Origin of the sequence: Actinomadura sp. NEAU-AAG7, from assembly GCF_018603865.1 — a bacterium.
Classification (GTDB): domain Bacteria; phylum Actinomycetota; class Actinomycetes; order Streptosporangiales; family Streptosporangiaceae; genus Spirillospora; species Spirillospora litoris.
The window spans coordinates 268,277-294,121 of sequence record NZ_JAHFZY010000001.1; the positions used below are offsets into that span (position 1 = coordinate 268,277).

Below are 25,845 nucleotides of genomic sequence, written 5' to 3' on the forward strand. Positions count from 1 at the left end.
ATTCGAGGCCAGGCGGCCCCGGGCGTCACTCCTGCACCGCCCGCCCCGGGCGTCACTCCGCCGCGACGGCCTCCTTCGCGGGGGCCGAGCCGCCCTCGCCCTTGATGGAGCGGATCAGGAGCTGCGAGACGTCCACGACCTCCAGCGACTCCTTGGCCTCGCCGGAGTTCTTCTTCTCGTTGATGGCGTCGCCCAGCATGACGAGGCAGAACGGGCAGGCCGTGGAAACGGTGTCGGGATCGGTCTCCAGCGCCTCGTCCACGCGCTCGGTGTTGATGCGCTTGCCGATCCGCTCCTCCATCCACATGCGCGCGCCTCCGGCGCCGCAGCAGAACCCGCGGTCCTTGTGGCGGTGCATCTCCTGCGTCCTGACACCGGGCACGGTGGCCATGATGTCGCGCGGCTGCTTGTAGACCTTGTTGTGGCGGCCGAGGAAGCAGGGGTCGTGGTAGGTGATGTTCTCCTCGATCGGGGTGACCGGGGTGAGCCTGCCCTCCTCGACGAGGTGCGCGAGCAGTTGCGTGTGGTGGACGACCTCGTAGTTCCCGCCGATCTGCGGGTACTCGTTGGCGAGGGTGTTGAAGCAGTGCGGGCAGGTCGCGACGATCTTCTTGGCGCCCGCCTCGTTCAGCGTCTCGACGTTCTGCTGGCCGAGCATCTGGAAGACGAACTCCATGCCGAGCCGGCGCGCGGGATCGCCGGTGCACGCCTCCATCGGGCCGAGGACGGCGAACCTCACGCCCGCGATGTGCAGCAGTTCGGCGACGGCCTTGGTCGTCTTCTTGGCGCGGTCCTCAAGGGCGCCCGCGCAGCCGACCCAGAACAGGTACTCGGTGTCCTCGGGCAGCTTCTCCTCGACGACCTCGACCTCGAAGTCGAGTTCCCCGACCCAGTCGAGGCGCTTCGTCTCGGACATGCCCCACGGGTTGCCCTTGTTCTCCAGGTTCTTCAGCATCACCCCCGCCTCGGACGGGAACGAGGACTCGATCATGACCTGGAAGCGGCGCATGTCGAGGATGTGGTCGATGTGCTCGATGTCCACCGGGCACTGCTCGACGCAGGCGCCGCAGTTGGTGCACGACCACAGGACGTCGGGGTGGATGACGCCGTTCTCGCCGACGAGCTCCTTGTCGACCTGCATGTCGAGCTTCTGCTCGTCGGTGAACCTCTCCCGGGCCTCCTCGGAGGCGGTGAAGTAGGGCGCCTTGGCGAGGGCGTGGTCGCGCAGTTCGAGGATGACCATCTTCGGCGACAGCGGCTTGCCGGTGTTCCAGGCCGGGCACTGGGACTGGCAGCGCCCGCACTCGGTGCAGGTCGCCATGTCGAGGAAGCCCTTCCAGGTGAAGTCCTCGATCTTGCCCCGGCCGAAGACGTCCTCGTCGGGGTCGGCCTCCTCGAAGTCGAGCGGCTTGCCGCCCGACATCATCGGCTGGGCGGCGCCGAGGCCGTCGGGGCGGCGCTTGAACATGACGTTCAGCGGCGCCAGGAAGATGTGCAGGTGCTTGGAGTGGACGACGAACACCAGGAAGACCAGCGCGACCGCGATGTGCAGCAGCAGCCCGACGGACTCCAGCACTTCGAGGGTGTCGTGGCTCATCCCGTCGAACAGGTGCCCGACGGCGTAGGAGAAGTAGGCGCCCTTGCCGTAGTCGAGGTTGCCGCTCGCCCACTCGACGCCGCGGAAGAAGAACATCGTCCAGATCACGTTGAAGATCATGAACAGCGTGATCCAGGCGCCGCTGAGGTGCGAGCCCTTGAAGCGGGAGTCGCGCCCGATGCGCCGCGGGGAGTTCTTGATCCGGATCGCGGTGAAGGTGAGCAGTCCGGCGGCGCAGGCGAGCGCGATGGTGTCCTGGACGAAGCCGATCGGGCCCCAGGTCTGGAGCCCGGGGATGTGCTCGTCCAACCCGAACAGCAGCGCGACCGCCGCCTCCAGGTAGACCGTGATCAGCAGGATGAACGCCCACATGACCGCGGCGTGCGCGAGGCCGGCGACGGTCCATTTGAGTAGCTTGCGCTGGCCGAAGACCTCGGTGACCTGGTCCTCGACGTCGCTCTTGGGGTCGCGCCTGACCTGGAGCACCCGCTCGGGGTCGGGCTGGCCGCCGCGCGCGATCGCGTAGAGGAACAGCACGCGCCGTCCGGCCAGCGCCAGCGCGACCGCCGTCCCTGCGAGCCCAATGATCAAAGTGGTCCAGAACACGGTTCCGTCCTCCTGCTACGGGCGATGGCAGTCAGCGTAGGACTCGCCGCATACCGCGCATCATCCGGGGGCCGAATACTACTCGGTAGTAGCTTATGCGCCGCTCCGCAGGTCAGCGCTCGGCCGCTCCCGGCCACCGTGATCCGCTGCCGATGCTCGCGTCATCCCCACACCATAGAGATCCGGAGAGGCGATGAGAATCGTCCCGTCCAGGAGTCAATATCTACGAGGACCAATCAAGGAGCGCCCTGTGAGCACCGATACCGGCACGACCTCTTCCCCGGACCTGGCCCCGGCGGCGCGGCGGCTCGGCCGCCTGATCGCCGGCGTCCCCGACTCGGCGCTCGGCGCGGCGACGCCGTGCGAGGAGTACACGCTGGGCGACCTGATCGACCACGTGAACGGGTTCTCGGTCGGCCTCGCCTGGACGGCGGCGAAGGCGTGGCCGGCGGACAAGTCCGCCCCGCCGTCGGGCGACGCGTCCCGGCTGCCGGACGGCTGGCGCGAGAGCATCCCCGAGCGGCTCGACGCGCTCGCCGCCGCGTGGGGCGACCCGGCCGCGTGGGAGGGCATGACCCGCGCGGGCGGCGTCGACCTGCCCGCCTCGGTCGCCGGCAGCGTCGCGTTGAACGAGCTGGTCGTCCACGGCTGGGACGTCGCCAGGGCGCTCGGCCGGCCCTACGAGGTCGACGAGGCGGAGGTCGACCTGTGTCTCAACTTCGTCGGCGCGGCCGTCGAAAACAGCGGCGGCGCGCCCGTCGAGGGGCTGTTCGGCGCCGCCCACACCGCCCCTGACGGCGCCGGGCCCCTCGACCGGATGATCGCCATGACCGGGCGCGACCCGTCCTGGACGCCGCCCGCCTGACCTCGGCTCAGACCCGCTCGAACACCGCCGCGAGGCCCTGGCCGCCGCCGATGCACATGGTCTCCAGGCCGTAGCGGGCCTCGCGGCGGTGCATCTCGCGGGCGAGCGTCGCGAGGATGCGGGCGCCGGTCGCGCCGACGGGGTGGCCGAGCGAGATGCCGGAGCCGTGGACGTTGACGCGGTCCCAGTCGGCGTCCTTGAGGTCCCACTCGCGGGTGACGGCGAGCACCTGCGCGGCGAACGCCTCGTTCAGCTCGATCAGGTCGAGGTCGGCGAAGGCCAGCCCGGCCGCCTCCAGCGCCCTGGCCGTGGCCGGGACGGGCCCGATGCCCATCGTGCGCGGCGGCACGCCCGCGCGCGCCCACGAGACCAGCCGGACGAGCGGGCGCAGGCCCAGCTCGGCGGCGCGCTCGGGGGTCGTGACGACGCACGCGGCGGCGGCGTCGTTCTGGCCGCTGGAGTTGCCCGCCGTGACCGTGGCGGCGTCGTCGCTCTTGCCGAGGACCGGACGCAGCCGCGCCAGCCCCTCCAGCGTGGTGTCGGGGCGCGGGTGCTCGTCGGTGTCCACGACCGTGTCGCCCTTGCGCGACCGGACGGTCACCGGGACGATCTCCTCCGCGAACACGCCCGAGTGCTGCGCGGCGACCGCGCGCCGGTGCGAGCGGACCGCCAGCTCGTCCTGCTCCTCGCGTCCGATGCCGTACTCGCGGCGCAGGTTCTCGGCGGTCTCCAGCATCCCGCCCGGGACGGGGTGGTTCGCGCCGCCCGCGGTGACGCGGCCCCGCGCGAGCGAGTCGTGCAGGTTGAGGCCGGTGCCCCGGATGCCCCAGCGCGCCTCGGTCGTGTAGAACGGCGCGTTGCTCATGCTCTCGGCGCCGCCCGCGATGATCACGTCGCTGACGCCGGTCTGGATCTGCATCGCCGCGTTGACGACGGCCTGGAGCCCGGACCCGCAGCGCCGGTCGATCTGGATCCCGCCGACCTCGACGGGGAGCCCGGCGTCGAGCGCGGCGACGCGTCCGATGGCGGGCGCGTCGGAGGTCGGGTAGCAGTGGCCGAGGATGACCTCGTCGATCGCGTCGCCGGGCAGCCCGGTGCGCTCGACCAGGGCCCTGATGACGGTGGCCGCGAGCTCGGTCGGCTGGACGGTCTTGAACACCCCGCCGAACCGGCCGATCGGGGTACGCAGCGGCTCGCAGATCACCGCGTCGCGCATGGTGTGCTCCTCTTTCTCCGGGTTTGGCGGGTACTTGGCAGGCTACGACGTGTCCGATCGCGACTCACGGGCGGGTTTCCGCCGAGCGGACTCTTGTTGAATGTGCGGACGAGCGAGGAGGTCTGGATGCAGCAGTGGGCAGGGCGGGCGACGACGGTCCGGGTGATCGGCACCGGGGCGATGGGACGCGGGATAGCGCAGTGGGCGGCGGCGGGCGGGCTCACGGTGGAGCTGGCCGACGAGCGCCTGGAGGCGGTCGCGGACGCGGTGGAGCACATCGGCGCGATGTTCGACCGGCTCGCCGCGAAGGGGCGGACGACGGCCGCCGAGGCGGCGGAGGCCAAGGCGCGGCTGCGCCCGGTCGGGGAGCCGCTGACGCCGCTCCAGGACTGCGACCTCGTGGTGGAGGCGATCCGGGAGGACCTCGCGGCCAAGCGCGAGCTGTTCGCGGCGCTGGAGAAGGTGTGCCCCGAGCACACGGTGCTCGCGACCAACACCAGCTCGCTGCCGGTGACGGCGATCGGCGCGGCGCTGGCGGACCCGTCCCGGCTGGCGGGGCTGCACTTCTTCAACCCGGTTCCGCTGATGCGGCTGGTCGAGGTGGTCCCCGGCGCGCGGACGGCCGGATGGGTGCCGGACGCGCTGGCCGATCTCGTCCGGCGCCTCGGGCACGAGCCGGTCCTCGCGCCGGACGCGCCCGGGTTCCTCGTCAACCACGCCGGGCGCGGGCTGGTGACCGAGGCGCTCCAGATCCTGGCGGACGGCGCGGCGGAGCCGGTGGACGTCGACCGGATCGCGCGGGACGTCCTCGGCCTGCGGATGGGCCCGTGCGAGCTGCTCGACCTCACCGGCCTGGACGTGTCGCAACCGGTGATGGAGGGCATCTGGACGGGCTTCTACACCGAGCCGCGCTTGCGTCCGTCCCGGATCGCGCGGGCGCGCATGGAGGCGGGCCTCCTCGGGCGCAAGACGGGTGAGGGCTTCTACAAGTACGTGGACGGCGCCAAGCAGGAGCCTGACGAGGTTTCCGCGCCGGACGTGGCGCCGCGCCCGGTCTGGATCCACGACGCGGAGCCCGGCGTAAGGGAGGGGCTGGGCGCGCTCCTGTCCGAGGGCGGCGTGCAGGTGGAATCGGGGGACGAGCCGTCCGGTGAGGCGATCGTGCTGGTGGCGCCGTTCGGACGCAGCGTCCTGGACGTCGCGCGGAGCGTCCCGGACGGCCTCCCCCTGGAGCGGACCCTCGGCGTGGACCCGTTCGGCGGGTTCTTCACCCGTCTCACCCTGGCCGTGCATCCGGGGGTCGACCGGGACGCGGGGCGCGCGGCGCTGGCCGCCCTCATCGCGACGGGGCGGGCGGTGAGCGTCGTCCGGGACGCGCCCGCGAGCGTCGCCCAGCGGCTCATGGCGGCGGTGGTGAACGTCGGGTGCGGCATCGCGGAGCAGCGTCTCGCCCGTCCGGCGGACATCGACACCGGCGCCCGGCTCGGCCTCGGATACCCGCGCGGCCCGCTGGAGTGGGGCGACGGCGTGGGGGCCGCGCGGGTGCTCGCCGTCCTGCGCGGGCTGCACGAGGCCACCGGCGACCCCCGCTACCGTCCGAGCGGATGGCTGGCCGAGCGGGCGGCGCTCGGCCTGCCGCTGGCGGAGACCGGCACCGGCCCGCTCGACCTGGTGGGCTGACGTTCAGGGAAGGGCGGGGATCCGCGGGCCCTCGTCGGTCCAGCCGACCTGGAGGTGGATCAGCGTGTGGCCCTTGACCGGGAGCGGCGCGCCGCCGGGTTCCCGCGTCTCGGCCAGCACGAACGAGGTCTTCGGGTCGATCGTCAGCCGGGTCCCGGCGCCGCCGCGGTCCTGGATGAGGATGCCGACGCCCGCGCGTCCGGTGCCGTCGTCGGCCGCGCCGGTGGCCTTCACCCCGGGCATGCCGGCGAGGGCCCGGTAGGCGGCGGCGCGCACCTTCGGCGGGGCGGGCACGTCGGAGAGCAGCCCGGTGAGGCACTCCCTGACGAAACCGGTCTGGGCGTCGGCGGGCACGGGGCCGTCGTCGTTGTGGAGCATCGCGTTCCGGATGGCGTCCCGTAGCCCGGCGGGGTCGGTCGGCAGCGCCCGGACCTGCGTGAACGACATCTCCTTGTCGCAGACCGTGAACGAGCGCGGCCCGCGCGCCTTGATCACCGTGCCGGGTCCGGGAGCGAGCGTGAGGCGGCCGCCGCCGAGCCTCGACCGGCCCTTCCAGCCGGTCGGCCTGCCGTCGCGCTCCCAGGCCGCCTGGTCGGCGGCGGTGCGGGGGCGCGCGCCCGCGTCGCGGTCGGCGATCCAGACCTGGCCGTCCGGGCGGGCCCAGGTCTCGCTGACCCGCCGCTGCTCCACCTGGTACCGTCCGCCCTCGGGGCCGACCTCGACCGACGTGGTCGCGAGCGTCCGGCGGTGCCAGTAGCGGCCGATGTCGGGCGAGGACTCCGCCCGCTCCGCGGCCGACAGCAGCACCTCCCGCGCCGACACCGGCCGGGCGTCCACGGGATCGGGCGCGCGCGGCGACGTGCCCGACGACACCAGCACCGCGCCCACGACGGCCGCCGCCGCGACCCCGGCGAGGCCCAGGACGGGCCACCTCGACCGGAGCGGACGGCGGCGCGGCCCGCGGATCCCCTCGGTGAGGCGGCGGCGTCCGGCGGCGGCCGCCTCGGGCTCCGGCGGCTCGTCCAGCATCGTGGCGATCATCTGGTACTCGTCCAGACCGTCCATGTCACCGTCCATGTCACCGTCCATGTCAGGGTCCTTCCGTGCCGTCGAAGGGCAGGTCGGCGCGCAGCTTGCGGCGCGCGCGGTTCAGGCGGGAGCCGACCGTCCCGTACGGGACGCCGAGGACGGCGGCGATCTCCTCGTTGCCGAGCTGGCCGAGCGCCTTGAGCAGGACGACGTCGCGGTCCTTGCGCGACAGCCCGGCGAGCGCGCGGGCCAGGTGCGGCTGGAGGCGCTCGGCGGTCACCGAGCTCGCGACGCGGTCCTCGTGGCCCGTCTGGTCGGGCTCGGTGCCGATGCGGGCGAGCGCCTGGTAGCGGCGGGTCTCCGTCCGCCGGTGCTGCGCGATCAGGTTCGTCGCGATCCCGTACAGCCACGGCCGGACGGCGCCGCGCGCCGGGTCGAACGCGGCGCGGCGGCGGAACGCGGCCAGGAACGTCTCGGCGACGACGTCGTCGGCCGCCTCACGTCCGAGACGTCCCGCGACGTACCGGTACACCGCTGGGAAGTACCGGTCGTACAGGGCGGTGAACTCCTCGCCGTCCTGGAGGGAGGCGGCGAGCAGCGCCGCGTCGTCGCGCGCGGCCTCCGGCTCGGCGAGTTCGGGCGGGGCCGTCACCCGTCGGCCCCTCGGCTGGGGTCGGGCATGGGCTACCTCCGGGAGTTGGTGTCATCATCTACTCCGCTCGGCCCCCGGATCGCTTTCACGCGTGCGGGACGGCCGCCCGCGTCCGCCCCTCCGCCGGACGGTCCGGCGCGCGGCCGCCGCGCAGCACGACCAGCGCGAAGACCGCGGCGGCCAGCATCGTCGCGGCGGCGGTGAAGGAGCCCGCCGACTGCGCGTGGACGAAGGCGTCCCGCGCCGCGGCGGCGAGGCCGGGGTCGCCGATCGCGAGCGCCTCGCCGAGCGAGTGCCGCGCCGGGGCGGGCACGCCGCCCGGGAGGCCGCCTCGGTACGCGGCGGAGATGATGCTGCCGATCACGGCGACGCCGAGCGCGTTGCCGAGCTCCTGCCCGGCGTCGTTGACGGCCGAGCCGACCCCGGCCTCCTCGCGCGGGACGGCGGCCATCAGCGTGTTGTAGGCGGCCGGGGTGCCGAGCCCGGCGCCGAGACCGAACACGGCGAGCCCGACGACGATCACGCCGAAGCCGTCGCCGGGGCCGACGAGGCCGAGCGCCACGAAACCCGCGGCGGCGATCGCGAATCCGGCGGCGATGGCCTTCGACCCGCCGATCCGCGCCTCCAGCGCGGCGCCGAGGCCGTTGCCGACCCCGGCCGAGACCGCCACCGGCAGCATCGCGAGCCCCGCCCTGAGCGGCCCGTAGCCGAGGACGAGCTGGAACATCTGGGTGAGCGCGAACATCGTCCCGGCCAGCGCGAACCCGAACATCGCGATGACGGCGGCGGCGCCGGAGAACCGGCGGTGCGCCAGCAGCCGCAGGTCGAGCATCGGCTCGGGGTCGCGGTGCTGCCAGAGCACGAACAGGCCCAGCCCGGCGGCCGCGACGGCGAGCCCGCCGAGCGTGCGCGGGCCCGTCCAGCCGTGCTCGGGGCCGGAGATGATCGCCCAGACCAGCGCCGACATGCCGAGCGTGGACAGCGCGGCGCCGAGCACGTCCGGGCGGCGGCGCGGCCCCCGCGACTCCGGGACCAGGACGACCAGCCCCACGACGGCGACGAGCGCGACCGGCACGTTCACCAGGAACACCGACCCCCACCAGAAGTGCTCCAACAGGAACCCGCCGAGCGTCGGCCCGGCCGCGATGCCGACCATCGACGTCGCGCCCCAGATCGCGAACGCCTTGGCCCGCTCGTCCTCGCCGAACACCTGCGCCATGATCGACAGCGTCCCGGGCATGAGGAACGCGCCGCCGACGCCCATCAGCCCGCGCGTGGCGACGAGTTGCGCGGGGTTCGCGGCGAACGCGGCCAGCAGCGAGCCGGCGCCGAACAGCGCGAAGCCGATCAGCATCGCGCGGCGGCGGCCGTACCGGTCGCCGAGGCTGCCCGCCGTGAGCAGCGCGCCCGCGAAGACCAGCGAGTAGGCGTCGATCACCCACTGGACGTCGGACGTGGTGGCGTCCAGATCGTCCAGCAGCGACGGGATCGCGACGTTCAGGATCGTGTTGTCGACCACGACCGCGAACAGGCTCAGGCAGAGCACGGCAAGTATCCGCCAGCGCCTCGGATGCGGGCTCATGGCACCCTCCTCGTACAGTGTTCGAGTAGACCGGCACACTGTACGAGCTACCTCGCACAGTGTTCAAGTCCCGGTACCCTGTACGAGACGACACGAGCCGCGAGGAGGAGGCCCATGGCCAAGGCACCGGCGGGGCCGACATCGGTCTGGACCCGCCCGCCGCGAACGCGGCGCGAGCAGCCCACGCTCACCCGCGACCAGATCGTGGACGCGGCGCTCGGCCTGCTCGACGCCGAGGGCCTGGACGGGCTCAGCATGCGCCGCCTCGGCACCCGGCTGAACTCCGGCGCCACATCGGTGTACTGGCACGTCGCGAACAAGGACGAGCTGCTCGAACTCGCCCTCGACCGGGTCATGGCCGAGGTGGAGGTCCCCGCCGGGGACGGCTGGCGCGCGGCGGCGGACGGCTACGCGCGCAGCCTCCGCACGATGATCCACCGGCACGCGTGGACGGTCACGCTGTTCGGCAGCCGCCCCATGATCGGCCCGAACGCCACCCGCGTCCTGGACGAGGTGCTCACCGCGTTCGGGTCGGCGGGCTTCACCGGCTTCGACCTCGAATACGCCTGGTCGGCGGTGGTGGACTACGTCATCGGCGCGGCGGGCAGCGAGGCGAGCTGGCAGCGCGAGCAGCACGGCACGTCCGCCGCCGAATGGGTGGAGAACCTCGGCCCGTACCTGGACCGGCTGGACGCGGAGCGCCCCGATCTCGCGGCCCACATCCGCGACATCTGGATGAAGGAGACCCGCGCCGTCCTGGAGGAGCGCTTCTCCTTCGGCCTCGGCTGCGTGCTGGACGGCCTCGAATCCCGCAGACCCTAGGGCCGGGACGGCGATGCCCTCCGCCCCTGGTCGGGGCGGAGGGCACCGGCGGGGCGGCGGTACTCACCGGGGGATAACGGCAGCGGTCGCCGGCCCCGTGCACAGGAGGGTCAGAAGGGCTGCTCCGCCGGGGGCTGCCGCTTGGTGTCGCTCCAGCCCGTCGAGCGGATGGCCACGTAGTTGATGACGAAGCCCGGCCCCATCTCCGCGTACGGGCCGCCCGGCTTGGTCAGCGTGTCCTGGACGGACAGCACGTCACCGGTCTTCTCGTCGAAGACGATCACCGTCCGCGACGCGTAGGTCCCCTGGTGGTCCTTCGGCGTGCCCCACTCGCCGGTGATCGTCGCGGTGCGCTCGGCGGAGGCCAGCGCGACGCCCCGTCGGCCCAGCGGGTCGGTCGCCTCGCCGATCGCGGTGATGCCCCGATGTCCGGCCAGCGCCCGCATCAGCCCCGCCCGCACCTTCGGCGGGACGGGGGTGCCGCCGAGGATCGACGCCGTCCGCCAGATCCCGCCGGAGGCGGACGCCGAGTCCCGCAGCTTCAGCGCCTTCCCCGCCGGGCCCCCCGCCCGCCGCATCTCCTGCTCGCTGAGGAACCGCTCGGCGAGCTTGGCCGGGTCGGTCGGCAGGTTCCGCCACTCCTCGACCGGCTTGCCCAGGAACTCGCCGCCGCCGCGCGGGTCGAGGCCCACCCCCGGGCCGCTCGACGTCCAGTTCGTGCCCTTGGCGGCGTAGGTGGCGTAGTGGTCGTTCGACCAGACCCGGAAGCTGGACGGCGACCCGGCCTTGCGCCACAGCGCCCCGTCCCGCTTCGTCAGCGGCCGGGCCGGGAGGTCGCGGCCGTAGTACGCCTCGCCGTCCCCCTTCTTCATGCCGGCCCAGTGGAAGGACTCGCTCGCCGCGCCGACGATCGCGTACGAGCCGGTCTTCGCCCGGACGACGTAGGACTGCCCGTCGATCCTGTCGCTGTACCAGTACTCGCCGACCGGCGTCCGCTCCACCTTGGCGGCCGCCGCGAGCACCGCCTGCTTGTTCAGGTCGACGTTCCCCGCCGCCTCCGGCGAGCCGGACGGGCCCGCCGGGCCCTGGCCCGTGAGGGCGATGGCCACGGCCGCCGCCGCGCCCGCCGCGACCAGCCCCGCGCCGAGCCCGACCGGCCAGGCGATCCGGCGCCGTCCCGTCCGCGCGCCCCTGCCCGCCGTCCTGCCCGCCATCTCGTCCTCCAGCATCGTCAGGGCCTTGTTCGTCGTCCTCGCCGAGGGGGCGGGCGGATCACCCAACAGGCCCCTGACCTGGTCCATCTCGTTCCTGTTCACGCGGGCGTCTCCTCAACGATCAAGGTGGGGTTGGTGCCGCCGAGCGACTCCCGGAGGCGGCGCCTGGCGCGGTGCAGGCGGGAGGCGACCGTGCCCGTCTTGATGCCGAGCGCCTGCCCGACCTCCTCGTAGGACAGGTCGGCCAGCGCGACCAGCAGCAGGACGTCCCGGTCCCCGCGCGGCAGCCGGGCCAGCGCGTCCGCGAGTTCCGCCCCCGCGCCGCCGGCGGTGACGCGCGCGGTGACGACGTCCTCGTGGCCGTCCTCGAACGGCTGGGCGGGCGTGCGCGCGAGGGCGCGGTAGCGGCGGCCCTCCGAGCGCCGGTGCAGCCCGATCAGCCGGGTCGCGATGCCGTACAGCCAGGGCCGGACCGTTCCACGCGCCGGGTCGAACCGGTCGCGCTTGCGGAACGCGGTGAGGAAGGTCTCGGCGGCGATGTCGTCGGCCGCGTCCGCGCCGAGCCGCCGGGCCACGTACCCGTGGATCGCGGTGAAGTGCCGGTGGAAGATCTCCGCGAACGCGGCGGGCTCGCGCCGCGAACGCGTGATCGCCGCCGCGTCGGACGCGTTGGCGGCGGACGCGCCGGACGCGGCCGCCGCCTCGAAGTCGGCCCCACCGGAATCCGGCGGGTCGTGTAGGGCCATGGGGTAGATCCTCGCTGTCGGGGGAGTGCACGATCACGGTCACCCCGCTCTCAACCGATCCCCCGTCCCGCCTTCACGCGCGAGCGCCCCCGCCCGGAATGCCGGGCGGGGGCGCTGGTGAAACGGCTCAGAAGGGCAACCGGGCGGGCGGCACCGGCTTGGCGTCCGTCCAGCCCGCGTCCCGGACGGCCTCGTAGTTGATCACGAAGCCCGGCCTGCGGTCCCGGTACGGGCCGCCCGGCCTGGTCAGCACGTTCTGCGAGGCGATCAGCCGACCCGTCCGCCGATCGAAGACCAGCTCCTGGCGGGAGTCGTAGTCACCGCGCTCGGCGGCGGGCGCGCCGTCCTCCGCCGTGACCGTCGTGGTCTCCATGGTCCTGGCCAGCGCGGGGCCGGTCCGCCCCAGCGCGTCGGTCGCCGTGCCGATCGCCGTCACCCCGGGCAGCGCGGTGAGCACCCGCATGAGACCGGCCCGGACGCCCGGCGGGATGGGCGCGTCCCGCAGCAGTTCGCCGGCCGCGACGAAGGTGTACGCGGGATCGACCGGCCGCTCCTTGATCCCCTCCTCAAGGTTCCGGCGGCCGGCGGCCGGGAGGTGCGGATCCATGCGCTTCAACCGGGCCTCCGCGGAGAACAGCTCCCTGGTCAGCCCCTCGGGGTCGGTCGGCAGGTCCTGGAGCTGCTCGGCGGTCATGCCGCGCCACCTCCCGCCGCCCTCCGGGGACGGCGGGTCCATCTCCCACTTCGAGGTGCCCAGGCCGTAGGTGCCGTAGTGGTCGTTCGACCAGACCCGGAACCTCGACGGCGACCCGTCCTTCTTCCAGAGCTCCGCGTCCTCCTTCGTCAGCGGCCGGGACGGGATGTCGCGGCCGTAGCTCCCCGCGCCCATGCCCGGCTTCGCCCCGGCCCAGCTGTAGAACTCCGTGTGCGCGCCGACGATCGCGTAGGCGCCCGTCTTGGGCCGCACCAGGTACGACTGGCCGCCGACGCTGTCGGAGTACCAGTACCTGCCGCCCGGCTGGGCGGCGGCCCTGCCCGCCGCCGCCAGCACGGCCTGCCTGCCCAGGTCGACCGAGGGGGCGGGCGAGGTCCGCGAGGGCGGCGCGGGCGAGCCGGAGCCGGTCACGGTGATCCCGACGGCGACGGCCGCGCCGGCGGCGGCGACGCCGATCCCCGCCTTCAGCCGCCGGCCGAGGCCGGAGCGCCGGGGCGGCCGCTTCCCCAGCACGCGGGCGCGCGCCTCGGTCGTCTCCCGGAGCGTCGGCGGTGCCGGCTCCCCGTACGCCTCGCGGATCGTCTCCAGCTCATCCATGGTCGTCCTCCACCTCACGCATCGGATTCGTCCCGCCGAGTGCCTCGCGCACCCTCTTCCTGGCCCGGCTCAGCCGCGACCCGACCGTCCCGTAGGGGACGCCGAGCGCCGCCGCGACCTCCTCGTGGCTGAGGTCGGCGAGCGCGACGAGCAGCAGCACGTCCCGTTCGCCGTCCGGCAGCCCGGCGATCGCCCCGGCCAGCCGTCCGCGCAGGCCCTGCGCGCTGACCCGGGCGTCCACCCGGTCGGCGTGCCCCTCCGCGCCCGGGGCGGGGAGCCGTTCGCGGGCCCGCAGGCCGCGCACCTCCGCGCGCCGGTGCTTGCCGATGAGGTTGGTCGCGATGCCGTACAGCCACGTCCGCACGTTCGCGCGCGCCGGGTCGTAGCGGTCCCGGTTGCGGAACGCCTCCAGGAACGTCTGGGACGCGATGTCCCCCGCGGCGTCCGGGCCCAGCCGCTTGGCGGCGTACCCGTGGATCTCGGCGAAGTGGGCGTCGAAGACGTCGCCGACCGGGTGGGGGTCGTGCAGGGACGACCGCGGCGCGGCCGGACCGGTGTCAGGCCGGTCCGGCCGCGCCTCGGTGAGGGGCTTCCCCGTCATGTGGTGCCTTTCCGTCGCACGGATGGCGGTCACAGACGTATCACCCGGAAGCCCCCGCCGCTTTCGTGCCCCGCGGCCCCCGGCCTACCGGACCCGGTAGGCGCGCAGGACGCGCTGCTCGATGCCGCTGCCGCCCGCGTCCTTCGCGCTGACGCGCAGCGACACGGCCTGGCCCTTGGCGGGAGCCGGGAGCGGGGCGCTGAAGCGCCCGCCGCCGAGCGGCTTCACCTGGGCGGCCTGCCAGGTCCCGCCGTCGTCCACGGACGTCCAGAACTCCAGCCCGGTGACCTTCGCCGTGCCCGAGCCCGCCATCCGCGCGACCGTGAACTCGGCCGGTTCGCCCGCGGGCTGGTTGTTCAGGTCGAGCTTCAGGTCGTAGTCGACGAGCAGCAGCGGGAGGCCCGCGCTCCCGTGGCCGCGCGGCTGGCGGCTCCGGAACCGCCACGACGTGAACGTGTGGGTCGACACCGGCAGGAGGGCCGACGCGTCGTTCTCATAGGTCAGCCGGTAGTCGCCGGTACCGGCCGGGACGGTGAAGTCGCCGAACGGGCCGTCCTTCTCACCGATCTTCCTGTCCCCGTCGAACAGCTCCAGGTGCCTTCCCCTCACCTCGTGGATGTCGCAGTCGAAGCCGTCCGGCCGGGTCTGGAGGTCGACGAGCGAGACGCGGATGTTCCGGCCGGTGCGGGTGGTCGGGTAGCGGTTGCAGCCGCTGGGCGTGACGGCGGTGCCGGAGAGCGGGCCCGGACGCAGCGGCTGGCGGCCCCAGCGGTTCGAGGTCCGCTCGCCGGCCTTGAGCGCGGTGAAGCCGCCCTGGTCGACCCAGAGGTCCTCGCCGAACTTGACGAACGCCTCGTCGCCCCACAGCCATCCGGCGTCGGTGGAGACGTAGTCGGTGCGGGTCGTCCCGGGCTTGACCCAGTCGCTCCCCTCGAACGACAGCAGGCCCTCGGGGCTGATGCCGTAGCGCTTCTCGCTCATCGGGATGGACGGGTCGCCGTCGAACGCGGCGAACCGCTGCTCCACCCGGGCCATCCGCTGGACATCGGCGGGGGTGACGACCTGCGTCAGGTCGGCGGGGATCCCGTCGCCCAGCGGGCGGACGACGTCGTAGACGGTGCCGGGCCCGGTCAGCCGGTTGCCGGTGTAGGCGTGGAACGTCCCGGTCCGGACGCCGCCCATCGGCTGGGCGTACACGGGCATGGCCCCGGGATCGGACGAGTACACGCTGTAGGCCCACAGCCCCTGCCCGGCGTCGCGGACCAGGTCCATGGTCGCCGTCGTCTGCTCGGCCTCGACGCCCTCGACGCTCGCCTTCATCGGGACGGCGGCGGCGCCGTCCAGCGTGACGGCCGTGTCGCCCTCGACGACGACCTCGGGGTCGCCGACCAGGGCCGACCGCCAGCCGCTGAAGTCGTCCACGTTGCCGAGGACCGCGTAGACGCCGTCGGGGACGCGGACCTCCGCCGTGCCCGGGACGTCCACCCACTGGGAGAACACCGCCATGTCTTTCATGTTGACCACCGTGGCGGTGGCGCCGAAGTTCGCGGGGTCGGTGCCGGGCAGGGGCGTGGCCTTGACCGTGAGGGTGTGGGCCGGGGGCTCGACGTAGAACGTGACGGGCGTGCCGAGCGCGGCGCCGCCGCCCTTGGCGGTCACCACGGCCGTGTAGAGGCCGGGGCGCGCAGCCAGCTTGGACGCGTCCACGGCCAGCGAGGCCGAGCCGGTCCCGCCGGCGGGAACCTCCGCGCTCGGCTGGAGGCTCGCGACGCCGTCGGTCTTCCGGCCGTGCCGGTCGACGACCTCGACGCTCAGCCCCAGCGAGACGGGCTTGGACGCGGTGGAGGTCCAGGCGAGCTTGGTCGACAGCGCCCCGTGCTCCGGATACCGCGAGGTGCCGAGGTCGACGACGCTCTGCGCGGCCAGGACCGGGCTGAGCACGGCCGCGCCCGCGTCGAGCCGTCCGGCGCCGCGCTCGTAGACGTCGCCGCCGGTCGCCGGGGCGGCCGTGCCGACCAGGGCGGCCTTGAGCCGGGGCGCCTTCCAGTCCGGATGCCTCGCGGCCAGCAGCGCGGCCGCGGCCGCCACGTGCGGCGCGGCCATCGAGGTACCGGAGGACTTCGTGTACTCGGCCCCGATCGGGGTGCCCATCGAGGTGCCCTCGGCGCGGGCCGCGATGGTGTCGACGCCCGGCGCGACGATCTCCGGCTTGGCGGCGTGCCCGCGCGGCCCCCGGCTGGAGAACTCGGCGAGCCCGTCGTGGTCGTCGACCGCGCCGACGGTCAGCGCGGTGTCGGCGGTGCCGGGCGTGCCGACGCTCCCGACCAGCCCCTCGTTGCCCGCCGACACCACGAACAGCGTGCCGTACTTCTTGGTGAGGCCGTTCAGCGCCGTGGACAGCGGGTCGGTGCCGTCGGTCGCGTCGCCGCCGAGGCTCATGTTGACGACGCCCGCGCGCGGCGCGGCCCACTCCATCCCGGCGATGACGCCGGAGTCGGTGCCGAAGCCGTCGTCGTCGAGGACCTTGCCGACCAGCAGGCTCGCGTCCGGGGCGACGCCCCGGCGCTCACCGTGCGAGGCGGCGCCGGTGCCCGCGATCGTCGAGGCGACGTGCGTGCCGTGCCCCACCCGGTCGACGGTGTCGGCCGCCTCGGAGAAGTTCTTCGACTCGGCGATGCGCCCCTGGAGGTCGGGATGCCCGGCGTCCACGCCGCTGTCGAGCACCGCGACCTTCGCGCCCTTGCCGGTGAACCCGGCCTTCCACGCGGCGGGCGCGCCGACCTGCTCCAGGTTCCGGTCGAGCCGGTGCCCGGAGGGCGCCGCCGGGGTGCGGGTGAGGGTCGCCGGGGTTCGGCTGAAGGTCGCCTCGACCCTCCCGTCCAGCCAGATGTGCCGGATGTCGCCGGTGGACCTCGCCGACGGCATCCCCGCCAGCGCGGCGCCCAGCCGGCGGGCCTCGCGCTTGGGCTGCCGGACGGCGACGGCGCCGAGGCTCGGCAGCTCGCGCGTGGTCTCGAACGTTCCACCGAGCGACTTCGGCGAGCCCGACCCCGGCGCCCGCTGGACGATCAGCCGCACGTCCTCGCTGCGCGCGTCGTCGTACCTCTGCGCGATCAGCGTCGTGACGTCGAACAGCCTGGGGTCGATGACGCGGCCGACCAGCCCGGACACGTCGGTCGGGGTGACGACGACGTGCCCGTCCGGCCGGATCTCCTTGCGGAACGAGCGCTTCTCCCTGCCGGGCGCCGGGGTCACCGACACCAGCGGGGGCTTGCCCTTGACCGTCCGGACGTCGACGACGTCCCCGGTCAGCAGCGTCACCTTCCAGGATCCGCCCTGGTCCAGGCCGCCGGGCGGCGGCGAGGCATGGGCGAAGGGCGCCGGCGGAACCGCCAGCGCCCCGGCCGTGAGCGAGATGCCGAGCAGCGCCCGGCTCCAGCGTCTGTGGGTCATCGAGTCTCCTCTGCCACGACCGCCCCGGTTGGACGGTCGCTATTGATCGCCCAATGCGGGTGATCGAATTCACGGCCGAGGCCCCGGTGGATTCCGGATCGCGCGGAGGAGGCGCTCCTCCCGCCGAGGGACGGCGGCGGGGAGGTCCTCCTCCGTGCAGACGATCTTCGGGTCGCCGGGAACGTCACGGGAACCGGAATAGCCCGCTCAATCGTCCTGTTGTAGAGGTCGTCAGCAAAGTTGAGTCCGCTCGACTCAAGTCATTTGACAAGAGGAACCGACGGACGGCAGTCTTGCTGGCAACGGACCGACCGGCGTGACCCAGGGGGCGACGCCGGGCAGCACGACAGACCGGCAAGAACGACGGAGGACGAGAGACATGGCACGTGCGGTCGGCATCGACCTCGGGACGACCAACTCGGTCGTCGCGATCCTGGAGGGCGGCGAGCCCACCGTCATCGCCAACGCGGAGGGGTCGCGGACCACGCCGTCCGTCGTCGCCTTCGCCAAGAACGGTGAGGTGCTCGTCGGTGAGGTCGCCAAGCGCCAGGCGGTGACCAACGTTGACCGGACGATCCGCTCGGTCAAGCGCGAGATGGGCACCGACTGGAAGACCACCATCGACGGCAAGGACTTCACCCCGCAGCAGATCAGCGCGTTCGTGCTGCAGAAGCTGAAGCGGGACGCCGAGTCCTACCTGGGCGAGACGGTCACCGACGCGGTCGTGACCGTCCCGGCCTACTTCTCCGACCACCAGCGGCAGGCCACCAAGGAGGCCGGGCAGATCGCCGGGCTGAACGTCCTGCGCATCATCAACGAGCCCACCTCGGCGGCGCTGGCCTACCACCTGGAGAAGGAGAACGAGGCCACGATCCTGGTGTTCGACCTTGGCGGCGGCACGTTCGACGTGTCGCTGCTGGAGGTCGGCGACGGCGTGGTCGAGGTCAAGGCCACCAGCGGCGACAACCACCTCGGCGGCGACGACTGGGACAACAAGGTCGTCGACTGGCTGGTCGAGAAGTTCAAGAACGCCAACGGCGTCGACCTGTCCAAGGACAAGATGGCGCTGCAGCGGATCCGCGAGGGCGCGGAGAAGGCCAAGATCGAGCTGTCCGGCTCGTCCGAGACCACGATCCACCTGCCCTACATCACCGCGTCGGCCGAGGGGCCGCTGCACCTGGAGGAGAAGCTCACCCGCGGCGAGTTCCAGCGGATGACCTCCGACCTGCTCGACCGGACCAAGGCGCCGTTCCACTCGGTGCTGAAGGACGCGAACATCTCGGTGAGCGACATCGACCAGGTCGTCCTGGTCGGCGGCTCGACCCGCATGCCCGCGGTGTCGGAGCTGGTCAAGGAGCTGACCGGCGGCAAGGAGCCCAACAAGGGCGTCAACCCCGACGAGGTCGTCGCGATCGGCGCGAGCCTCCAGGCCGGCGTGCTGAAGGGCGAGGTCAAGGACGTCCTGCTGCTGGACGTGACGCCGCTGAGCCTCGGCATCGAGACCAAGGGCGGCATCTTCACCAAGATCATCGAGCGCAACACCACGATCCCGACCAAGCGCTCGGAGACCTTTACCACCGCCGACGACAACCAGCCCTCGGTCGAGATCCAGGTCTTCCAGGGCGAGCGCGAGATCGCCGCCTACAACAAGAAGCTCGGCACGTTCCAGCTCACCGGTCTGCCGCCGGCGCCGCGCGGCGTCCCGCAGATCGAGGTGACCTTCGACATCGACGCCAACGGCATCGTCAACGTCAGCGCGAAGGACCAGGGCACCGGCCGCGAGCAGTCGATGGTCATCACCGGCGGCAGCGCGCTGCCCAAGGACGACATCGAGAAGATGATGCGCGACGCCGAGCAGTACGCCGAGGACGACCGCAAGCGCAAGGAGGAGGCCGAGGTCCGCAACCAGGCCGACACCCTCGCCTACTCCACCGAGAAGTTCCTGCGGGAGAACGACGAGAAGGTCCCGGCCGAGCTGAAGACCGAGGTGGGCGACGCGGTCGCCGAGGTCAAGAAGGCCCTGGAGGGCACCGACGTCGACCTCATCAAGACCAGCGCGGAGAAGCTCGCCCAGGTCAGCCAGAAGATGGGCGCGGCGATGTACGCGCAGAACCCCGAGGGCGCGCAGGCGGGCGCGGACGACCCCGGCCCCACGGCGGGCGCCCAGGGCCAGGCCGACCAGGACGACGAGGTCGTCGACGCCGAGATCGTGGACGACGAGAAGCCGAAGGGTGACGCATCGTGACGACCTCCCCCAACGAGGGCGAGGAGCGGGAGGGCCCGGTGATCCGCGACAAGCGGCGCATCGATCCCGAGACGGGCAAGGTCCGCGAGTCCGGCGGGACGGGCGAGCAGCCCGCCGCGCCCGCCGCGCCGGCCGCCGGTGCCGAGGGCGACGCGGACTCCTCGCTGAAGACCCAGCTCGCGGAGCGGCTCGCCGATCTCCAGCGGCTGAAGGCGGAGTACGACAACTACCGCAAGCGCGTCGAGCGCGACCGGGTCGCGGTGCGGGAGCAGGCCCTCGGGCAGGTGCTCCAGGAGTTGCTCCCGGTGCTGGACGACATCGGCCGCGCCCGTGACCACGACGAGCTGACCGGCGGGTTCAAGTCCGTCGGCGACCGTCTGGAGGCGGTGACGGGCAAGCTCGGCCTGGAGCGCTACGGCGCGAAGGGCGAGCCGTTCGACCCGACCGTCCACGAGGCGCTCATGCACGCGTACTCGGCGGAGGTGACGGAGACGAGCGTGGCGGACGTCCTCCAGCCCGGCTACCGCATCGGCGAGCGGATCCTGCGTCCGGCGCGCGTCGCGGTGGCCGAGCCCGACCCGAACGCCGAACCGGACGCCGCGTCCGACGCCACGCCGAACGGCGACGAGAAGACCGACGACGACGAGTGACCCCTCCGGCTTCGGCCCGGGAGGGATCCGGGGGTGACTCCGGCACGTTCCAGAGGTGACCCTGGAACGGCTCGCGGGCCTGCGCCCCGGGCGGCACCGAGCGGTGCCGCCCGGGGCGGGCCCCCGGGGCGTGCAGAAGACATGTGGCAAGTGGCGATAGCAGAGAGCGGGGCGCCGTGAGCACCAAGGACTACCTGGAGAAGGACTACTACAAGGTCCTCGGTGTCGCGAAGACGGCCTCGCAGGAGGAGATCAAGAAGTCGTACCGGAAGCTGGCCCGCAAGTACCACCCGGACGCCAACAAGGGCGACACCGACGCCGAGGACCGTTTCAAGGAGGTCTCGGAGGCCTACGACGTCCTCTCCGACGAGAAGCGCCGCAAGGAGTACGACTCGGTGCGCTCCATGCCGGGCGGGTTCCGGGGCCAGCAGGGCGGCGGCTTCCCCTTCGACCTGGGAGACCTCTTCGGGCAGCAGGGGGGCACGCAGCCGGGCGGCGCCGGGGAGCGCATCGGCGACCTGTTCGGCGGGCTGTTCAACCGGGGCGGCGGCGGCACCCGCACGACCGGGACGCGGCGGGCCAGGCGCGGCGCGAACGTCGAGACCGACGTGACGCTGTCGTTCGGCCGCGCGATGAACGGCGTGACCGTCCCGATCAAGCTGACCAGCGAGGCGCCGTGCGACGGCTGCCGGGGCACCGGCGCGAAGGCCGGCACCGTCCCGCGGGTGTGCCCCAACTGCGAGGGCACCGGGCAGGAGACGCGCAACCTCGGCAACTTCGGGTTCCAGGAGCCGTGCAAGCAGTGCCACGGGCGCGGTCTCGTCGTCGACGACCCCTGCCCGATCTGCCACGGCAGCGGCCGCGCGACCGGCACCCGCACGATCCAGGCGCGGATCCCGGCGGGCGTCGCGGACGGCCAGAAGATCCGCCTCAAGGGCAAGGGCGCGCCGGGCGAGAACGGCGGCCCGAACGGCGACCTGTACGTCAACATCAAGGTGCGACCGCACCAGGTGTTCGGCCGCAGCGGCGACAACCTGACGCTGACCGTCCCGGTGACGTTCCCGGAGGCGGCGCTCGGCGCGGAGATCCGGGTGCCGACGTTCCAGGGGCAGCCGGTGACGCTGCGGCTGCCCGAGGGCACGCCGAACGGCCGCACGTTCCGGGTGAAGGGGCGCGGCGCGTCCCGCCGCGACGGCACCAAGGGCGACCTGCTGGTCACCGTGGACGTGCAGGTGCCGCAGAAACTCGACGACCAGACCCGCGAGGCGCTCACCCGCCTCCGCGAGTCGGGCGCGGGCGACGACCTGCGCGCCGACCTGCTCCAGCAGGCCAGAACGGAGTGACCCGGTGAACGATCGGCGGGCGGAGGCGCGACCATGAACACCGATCCCTTCGGCGACAGCACCCCGGTCTATGTGATCTCGGTGGCGGCGCAGCTCTCCGGGCTGCACCCGCAGACGCTGCGGACCTACGACCGGCTGGGCCTGGTGTCCCCCGGCCGGACCGCCGGGCGCGGGCGCCGCTACTCGATGCGCGACATCGTGATGCTCCGCGAGATCCAGCGGCTCTCCCAGGAGGAGGGCATCAACCTCTCGGGCATCAAGCACATCCTGGAACTCCAGCGCGACAACGTCCGGCTCCGCGAGGAACTCGCGAAGGCCCACGCCGCGCTGGAGGACCTCGCGAACGAACTGGAATCGACCCGCTCCGTCGCCGCGCGCCTCGCGCAGCAGCGGCGGCGCGGGGACGCGGGCGGGACGCCGGGCTCCGACCTGGTGCCGATCAGGCACACCAGCGTCGTCGTGTGGCACGAGCGCAACCGCGACTAAAAGCAGTTGCCGGGGGGTCTGGGGGGTCGTCCCCCCAGATCGAGAGGGGAATCGTGGACATCAAGCTCACGCAGAAGAGTCAGGAGGCGGTGTCGGTCGCGGTCCGCAGGGCGGCGGCCGAGGGACATCCCGAGGTGGAGCCGCAGCACCTGCTGGTGGCGTTGATCGGGCTGCCCGAGGGCACGGCGGTGCCGCTGCTGGAGGCGGCCGGGGCCGACTGGCAGGCCGTCCGGCGGCAGGCCGAGGAGCAGCTCGCGGCCAAGCCGCGGGCGGCGGGCTCGACGGTCGCGACGCCCCGGCTGTCCGGCCAGCTCCAGCGGGCGATCAACACCGCGGGCAACCGCGCCCGGCAGCTTGAGGACGAGTACGTCTCGACCGAGCACCTGCTCGTCGGCCTCGCCGCCGACGGCGGTCCGGCCGCCGGGCTGCTCAAGGAGGTCGGCGCGACGCCCGAGGCGCTGCTGGACGCGTTCGAGAAGGTCCGCGGGCACGCCCGCGTCACCAGCGAGAACCCCGAGGGCACCTACCAGTCGCTGGAGAAGTACGGCGTCGACCTCACCGCCGCCGCCCGCGACGGACGGCTCGACCCCGTCGTCGGGCGGGACGCCGAGATCCGCCGCGTCGTCCAGGTGCTCTCCCGCCGCACGAAGAACAACCCGGTGCTGATCGGCGAGCCGGGCGTCGGCAAGACCGCCGTCGTCGAGGGCCTCGCGCAGCGGATCGTCGCGGGCGACGTCCCCGAGTCGCTGCGCGGCAAGCGGCTGGTCTCGCTGGACCTCGCCGCGATGGTGGCGGGCGCGAAGTTCCGCGGCGAGTTCGAGGAGCGGCTGAAGGCCGTCCTGAACGAGATCAAGGAGAGCGGCGGGCAGGTCGTCACGTTCATCGACGAGCTGCACACGGTCGTCGGCGCGGGCGCCGCCGAGGGCGCGATGGACGCGGGCAACATGCTGAAGCCGATGCTGGCCCGCGGCGAGCTGCGCATGATCGGCGCGACCACGCTGGACGAGTACCGCGAGCGCATCGAGAAGGACCCGGCCCTGGAGCGCCGCTTCCAGCAGGTGCTGGTCGGGGAGCCGTCGGTGCAGGACACGGTCGCGATCCTGCGCGGGCTGAAGGGCCGCTACGAGGCGCACCACAAGGTGCAGATCAACGACTCGGCGCTGGTGGCGGCGGCGACGCTGTCGGACCGCTACATCACCTCCCGGTTCCTGCCCGACAAGGCCATCGACCTGGTGGACGAGGCCGCCTCCCGGCTCCGCATGGAGATCGACTCCCGTCCCGTCGAGATCGACGAGCTGCAGCGCGCCGTGGACCGGCTGAAGATGGAGGAGCTGAACCTCGCCAAGGAGACCGACGAGCCGTCCAGGCAGCGCCTCGAACGGCTCCGCGCCGACCTCGCCGACAAGCAGGAGCAGCTCAACGGCCTGGTCGGCCGGTGGGAGCAGGAGAAGGCCGGGCTGAACCGCGTCGGCGAGATCAAGGAGCGCATCGACCAGCTGCGCGGCGAGGCCGAGCGCGCCCAGCGCGACGGCGACCTGGAGACCTCCGCGCGGCTCACCTACGGCGAGATCCCCGAGCTGGAGAAGCAGCTGGAGGAGGCGTCGGAGGCGGCCGAGAACCGCGACGCGATGGTGAAGGAGGAGGTCGGCCCCGACGACGTCGCCGACGTCGTCGCCTCCTGGACGGGCATCCCCGCCGGGCGCCTCCTCGAAGGCGAGACCGCCAAGCTGCTCCGCATGGAGGACGAGCTGGGCCGCCGCCTCATCGGCCAGCACTCCGCGGTCCGCACGGTGTCGGACGCGGTGCGCCGCGCCCGCGCCGGGATCTCCGACCCCGACCGTCCGACGGGCTCGTTCCTGTTCCTCGGCCCGACCGGCGTCGGCAAGACCGAGCTGGCCAAGGCGCTCGCGGAGTTCCTGTTCGACGACGAGCGGGCGATGACCCGCATCGACATGAGCGAGTACTCCGAGAAGCAGAGCGTCGCCCGCCTGGTCGGCGCGCCCCCCGGCTACGTCGGCTACGAGGAGGGCGGCCAGCTCACCGAGGCCGTCCGCCGCCGCCCGTACTCGGTCATCCTGCTGGACGAGGTCGAGAAGGCGCACCCCGAGGTGTTCGACATCCTCCTCCAGGTGCTCGACGACGGCCGCCTCACCGACGGCCAGGGCCGCACGGTCGACTTCCGCAACACGATCCTGATCCTCACCTCCAACATCGGCTCGCAGTTCCTCGTCGACCCGACGCTGGAGAACGGCGCGAAACGCGAGGCCGTCTGGAACGCCGTCCGCGGCTCGTTCAAGCCGGAGTTCCTCAACCGCCTGGACGACGTCCTCCTGTTCGACGCCCTCTCGACCGACGAGCTGACCCGCATCGTGGACCTCCAGGTCGACAAGCTCGCCGAACGCCTCGCCGAGCGCCGGCTCGCCCTCCGCGTCACCGACGCGGCCCGCGAATGGCTGGCCCTGACCGGCTACGACCCGCTGTACGGGGCGCGGCCGCTGCGGCGCCTCGTCCAGACGGCGATCGGCGACCAGTTGGCCCGCGAACTCCTCGCGGGCGAGGTCAAGGACGGCGACGAGGTGGTCGTCGACCTGGACGAGCCCGCCGACCGCCTGTCGGTGACCCCGTCCAGCGGCCTGTCCCTGACGAAGTAATCCGTCTGAATCCTTTGGACGGCTTCACCCCTCTCATAGGCGAACCGCGTGCAGCGGCGAACCGAACTGGGAGGTCGTCATGATGGTCATCGGTGCCGGAATCGGCGTGGCCGTGCTGATCTGCGCGTGCACGGTCACGGTCCTGCGGCGGCGGAGCCGCTCCCGTGGCTGAGACGACCTGGCCGGGCGAGCGGCTCATCGCCGCCGCCCGGCGCGGCGACGTGGAGTCGATCACCGCTCTGGTGTCGGGCTCGCACCCCCACGTGCGCAGATTCGCCCGCACCCTCTGCGCCTCGCCGGAAGACGCCGAGGACGCCGCACAAGAAGCGCTGATCATCCTCTACCGGAAGATCGGCACACTCCGCGCCTCCAGCGCGCTCGCCTCGTGGATGTTCCGCATCGTCCGCAACGAATGCCTGCGACGCCTACGCCGCGACGTCCCGGCCGACCTCGGCACAGCCGACATCCTCACGGACTCGGCCGAGGACGAAGCCCTCCAACGCCTGGAGGCCGGACGCATCGCCGCCGCGATCGCCGCCCTGCCCGCCGACCAGCGCCAGGTCCTGATCATGCGCGACGTCCAGGGCCACAGCGGCCGCATGGTCGCCGACGCCCTCGGCCTCAGCCTTCCCGCGATGAAGTCACGCCTCCACCGCGCCCGGGCGGCCGTCCACCACACACTCCACTCGGCGGGACAATGACCAGCAGCTTCGCAAGCACATCACTCCCCCGGCACCTGCTACGCGGCGCAGTGGGCTTCGGCGCCCTGATCGCCGCCTTCGCCCTCATACCGCTGCTCGGCCCGGCAACCCTCCTCCTGGCACCGCTCGGCCTCCTGGCCCTGCGCGGCTGCCCGACCTGCTGGACGATCGGCCTGATCCAAACCATCTCCCGAGGCCGCCTGCAACGCACCTGCAACAACGGCCGCTGTGAACTGACCACCGCTGGAGATGCCCGTTCAAGAGAGTAAGCGGACCGTCAGCGGGTGCGGACGGAGTGCCGTTCATCGAGAAGAGCCCCTGACGGAGGTTCGACCATGAACAAAGCGGCAGCATGGTCATCGTGAATACTCCGCCTCAAGTCCTCCGGAAAGCC

At 73.0% G+C, this 25,845-nt stretch carries 20 protein-coding genes; 10 read left to right on the plus strand and 10 right to left on the minus strand.

Going from position 1 to position 25,845, the window contains the following annotated elements; genetic code table 11:
• Positions 1-52 precede the first annotated feature (52 nt).
• Positions 53-2,203 (minus strand): (Fe-S)-binding protein, encoded by a 2,151-nt coding sequence (locus tag KLI87_RS01210; protein ID WP_308165805.1) that lies wholly within the window; start codon positions 2,201-2,203, stop codon positions 53-55.
• A 250-nt stretch (positions 2,204-2,453) separates the two neighbouring features.
• Here KLI87_RS01210 and KLI87_RS01215 point away from each other — a divergent pair, with 250 nt between their 5' ends.
• On the plus strand, positions 2,454-3,068 hold the full coding sequence (locus tag KLI87_RS01215) for a TIGR03086 family metal-binding protein (RefSeq protein WP_308165806.1): 615 nt from the start codon (positions 2,454-2,456) through the stop codon (positions 3,066-3,068).
• Between the two features lie 7 nt (positions 3,069-3,075).
• Here the strand turns inward: KLI87_RS01215 and KLI87_RS01220 are convergent, their stop codons facing one another.
• Positions 3,076-4,284, minus strand: a complete 1,209-nt coding sequence (locus KLI87_RS01220; protein ID WP_214615493.1) for an acetyl-CoA C-acetyltransferase — start codon at positions 4,282-4,284, stop codon at positions 3,076-3,078.
• Positions 4,285-4,410: 126 nt separating this feature from the next.
• Between KLI87_RS01220 and KLI87_RS01225 the strand changes: the two genes are divergently transcribed.
• Positions 4,411-5,964 carry a 3-hydroxyacyl-CoA dehydrogenase gene (locus KLI87_RS01225; protein WP_214615494.1) on the plus strand — a complete coding sequence of 518 codons (1,554 nt, stop codon included), beginning with the start codon at positions 4,411-4,413 and terminating at the stop codon, positions 5,962-5,964.
• A 3-nt stretch (positions 5,965-5,967) separates the two neighbouring features.
• Here the strand turns inward: KLI87_RS01225 and KLI87_RS01230 are convergent, their stop codons facing one another.
• The 3 genes from KLI87_RS01230 to KLI87_RS01240 form a co-directional block, all read right to left on the minus strand.
• Positions 5,968-7,053 (minus strand): CU044_5270 family protein, encoded by a 1,086-nt coding sequence (locus KLI87_RS01230; protein WP_214615495.1) that lies wholly within the window; start codon positions 7,051-7,053, stop codon positions 5,968-5,970.
• A 1-nt stretch (position 7,054) separates the two neighbouring features.
• The gene (locus tag KLI87_RS01235) at positions 7,055-7,645 is read right to left on the minus strand and encodes an RNA polymerase sigma factor (protein ID WP_214615496.1); all 591 of its coding nucleotides are present in this window, start codon (positions 7,643-7,645) and stop codon (positions 7,055-7,057) included.
• An 85-nt stretch (positions 7,646-7,730) separates the two neighbouring features.
• The gene (locus tag KLI87_RS01240) at positions 7,731-9,227 is read right to left on the minus strand and encodes an MFS transporter (protein ID WP_214615497.1); all 1,497 of its coding nucleotides are present in this window, start codon (positions 9,225-9,227) and stop codon (positions 7,731-7,733) included.
• A gap of 114 nt (positions 9,228-9,341) precedes the next feature.
• Here KLI87_RS01240 and KLI87_RS01245 point away from each other — a divergent pair, with 114 nt between their 5' ends.
• Positions 9,342-10,049: a TetR/AcrR family transcriptional regulator C-terminal domain-containing protein gene (locus tag KLI87_RS01245; RefSeq protein ID WP_214615498.1), complete on the plus strand. Its 708-nt coding sequence runs from the start codon at positions 9,342-9,344 to the stop codon at positions 10,047-10,049.
• A 110-nt stretch (positions 10,050-10,159) separates the two neighbouring features.
• On the opposite strand, the gene KLI87_RS01250 is transcribed toward KLI87_RS01245, so the two are convergent.
• The 5 genes from KLI87_RS01250 to KLI87_RS01270 all read right to left on the minus strand — a co-directional run bounded on the left by KLI87_RS01250 (position 10,160) and on the right by KLI87_RS01270 (position 17,375).
• Positions 10,160-11,365, minus strand: a complete 1,206-nt coding sequence (locus KLI87_RS01250; protein WP_214615499.1) for a hypothetical protein — start codon at positions 11,363-11,365, stop codon at positions 10,160-10,162.
• Positions 11,362-12,009 carry an RNA polymerase sigma factor gene (locus tag KLI87_RS01255; protein WP_214615500.1) on the minus strand — a complete coding sequence of 216 codons (648 nt, stop codon included), beginning with the start codon at positions 12,007-12,009 and terminating at the stop codon, positions 11,362-11,364. The genes KLI87_RS01250 and KLI87_RS01255 overlap by 4 nt, the downstream gene beginning before the upstream one ends.
• A gap of 127 nt (positions 12,010-12,136) precedes the next feature.
• Positions 12,137-13,321: a CU044_5270 family protein gene (locus KLI87_RS01260; protein ID WP_214615501.1), complete on the minus strand. Its 1,185-nt coding sequence runs from the start codon at positions 13,319-13,321 to the stop codon at positions 12,137-12,139.
• Complete coding sequence (locus tag KLI87_RS01265; protein WP_214615502.1) at positions 13,314-13,922, minus strand: RNA polymerase sigma factor; 609 nt, start codon at positions 13,920-13,922, stop codon at positions 13,314-13,316. Before KLI87_RS01265 ends, KLI87_RS01260 begins: the two co-directional genes overlap by 8 nt.
• A gap of 84 nt (positions 13,923-14,006) precedes the next feature.
• Entirely contained in the window at positions 14,007-17,375 is a 3,369-nt protein-coding gene (locus KLI87_RS01270) for a S8 family serine peptidase (RefSeq protein ID WP_214615503.1), read from the minus strand.
• Positions 17,376-17,754: 379 nt separating this feature from the next.
• Between KLI87_RS01270 and dnaK the strand changes: the two genes are divergently transcribed.
• The 7 genes from dnaK to KLI87_RS01305 all read left to right on the plus strand — a co-directional run bounded on the left by dnaK (position 17,755) and on the right by KLI87_RS01305 (position 25,720).
• Positions 17,755-19,620, plus strand: coding sequence for a molecular chaperone DnaK (dnaK, locus tag KLI87_RS01275; protein WP_156217308.1), 1,866 nt, complete (start codon positions 17,755-17,757; stop codon positions 19,618-19,620).
• Entirely contained in the window at positions 19,614-20,270 is a 657-nt protein-coding gene (grpE, locus tag KLI87_RS01280; protein WP_214616572.1) for a nucleotide exchange factor GrpE, read from the plus strand. The genes dnaK and grpE overlap by 7 nt, the downstream gene beginning before the upstream one ends.
• Before the next feature lie 176 nt (positions 20,271-20,446).
• Positions 20,447-21,613: a molecular chaperone DnaJ gene (gene dnaJ, locus KLI87_RS01285; RefSeq protein ID WP_214615504.1), complete on the plus strand. Its 1,167-nt coding sequence runs from the start codon at positions 20,447-20,449 to the stop codon at positions 21,611-21,613.
• A 33-nt stretch (positions 21,614-21,646) separates the two neighbouring features.
• Positions 21,647-22,099: a heat shock protein transcriptional repressor HspR gene (locus KLI87_RS01290; protein ID WP_156217307.1), complete on the plus strand. Its 453-nt coding sequence runs from the start codon at positions 21,647-21,649 to the stop codon at positions 22,097-22,099.
• 53 nt (positions 22,100-22,152) lie between these two features.
• Positions 22,153-24,750, plus strand: coding sequence for an ATP-dependent chaperone ClpB (gene clpB / locus KLI87_RS01295; RefSeq protein WP_214615505.1), 2,598 nt, complete (start codon positions 22,153-22,155; stop codon positions 24,748-24,750).
• Between the two features lie 164 nt (positions 24,751-24,914).
• Positions 24,915-25,451, plus strand: coding sequence for an RNA polymerase sigma factor (locus tag KLI87_RS01300; RefSeq protein ID WP_214615506.1), 537 nt, complete (start codon positions 24,915-24,917; stop codon positions 25,449-25,451).
• Positions 25,448-25,720: a hypothetical protein gene (locus tag KLI87_RS01305; protein ID WP_156217306.1), complete on the plus strand. Its 273-nt coding sequence runs from the start codon at positions 25,448-25,450 to the stop codon at positions 25,718-25,720. Before KLI87_RS01300 ends, KLI87_RS01305 begins: the two co-directional genes overlap by 4 nt.
• Positions 25,721-25,845: the final 125 nt, after the last annotated feature.

Coding starts and splice junctions, on each gene's coding strand:
- KLI87_RS01220 (WP_214615493.1), bottom strand. CDS start 4,284: ATGCGCGACGCGGTGATCTGCGAGCCGCTGCGTACCCCGATCGGCCGG.
- KLI87_RS01225 (WP_214615494.1), top strand. CDS start 4,411: ATGCAGCAGTGGGCAGGGCGGGCGACGACGGTCCGGGTGATCGGCACC.
- KLI87_RS01230 (WP_214615495.1), bottom strand. CDS start 7,053: ATGGACGGTGACATGGACGGTGACATGGACGGTCTGGACGAGTACCAG.
- KLI87_RS01240 (WP_214615497.1), bottom strand. CDS start 9,227: ATGAGCCCGCATCCGAGGCGCTGGCGGATACTTGCCGTGCTCTGCCTG.
- KLI87_RS01245 (WP_214615498.1), top strand. CDS start 9,342: ATGGCCAAGGCACCGGCGGGGCCGACATCGGTCTGGACCCGCCCGCCG.
- KLI87_RS01255 (WP_214615500.1), bottom strand. CDS start 12,009: ATGGCCCTACACGACCCGCCGGATTCCGGTGGGGCCGACTTCGAGGCG.
- KLI87_RS01260 (WP_214615501.1), bottom strand. CDS start 13,321: ATGGATGAGCTGGAGACGATCCGCGAGGCGTACGGGGAGCCGGCACCG.
- KLI87_RS01265 (WP_214615502.1), bottom strand. CDS start 13,922: ATGACGGGGAAGCCCCTCACCGAGGCGCGGCCGGACCGGCCTGACACC.
- KLI87_RS01270 (WP_214615503.1), bottom strand. CDS start 17,375: ATGACCCACAGACGCTGGAGCCGGGCGCTGCTCGGCATCTCGCTCACG.
- dnaK (WP_156217308.1), top strand. CDS start 17,755: ATGGCACGTGCGGTCGGCATCGACCTCGGGACGACCAACTCGGTCGTC.
- KLI87_RS01290 (WP_156217307.1), top strand. CDS start 21,647: ATGAACACCGATCCCTTCGGCGACAGCACCCCGGTCTATGTGATCTCG.
- KLI87_RS01305 (WP_156217306.1), top strand. CDS start 25,448: ATGACCAGCAGCTTCGCAAGCACATCACTCCCCCGGCACCTGCTACGC.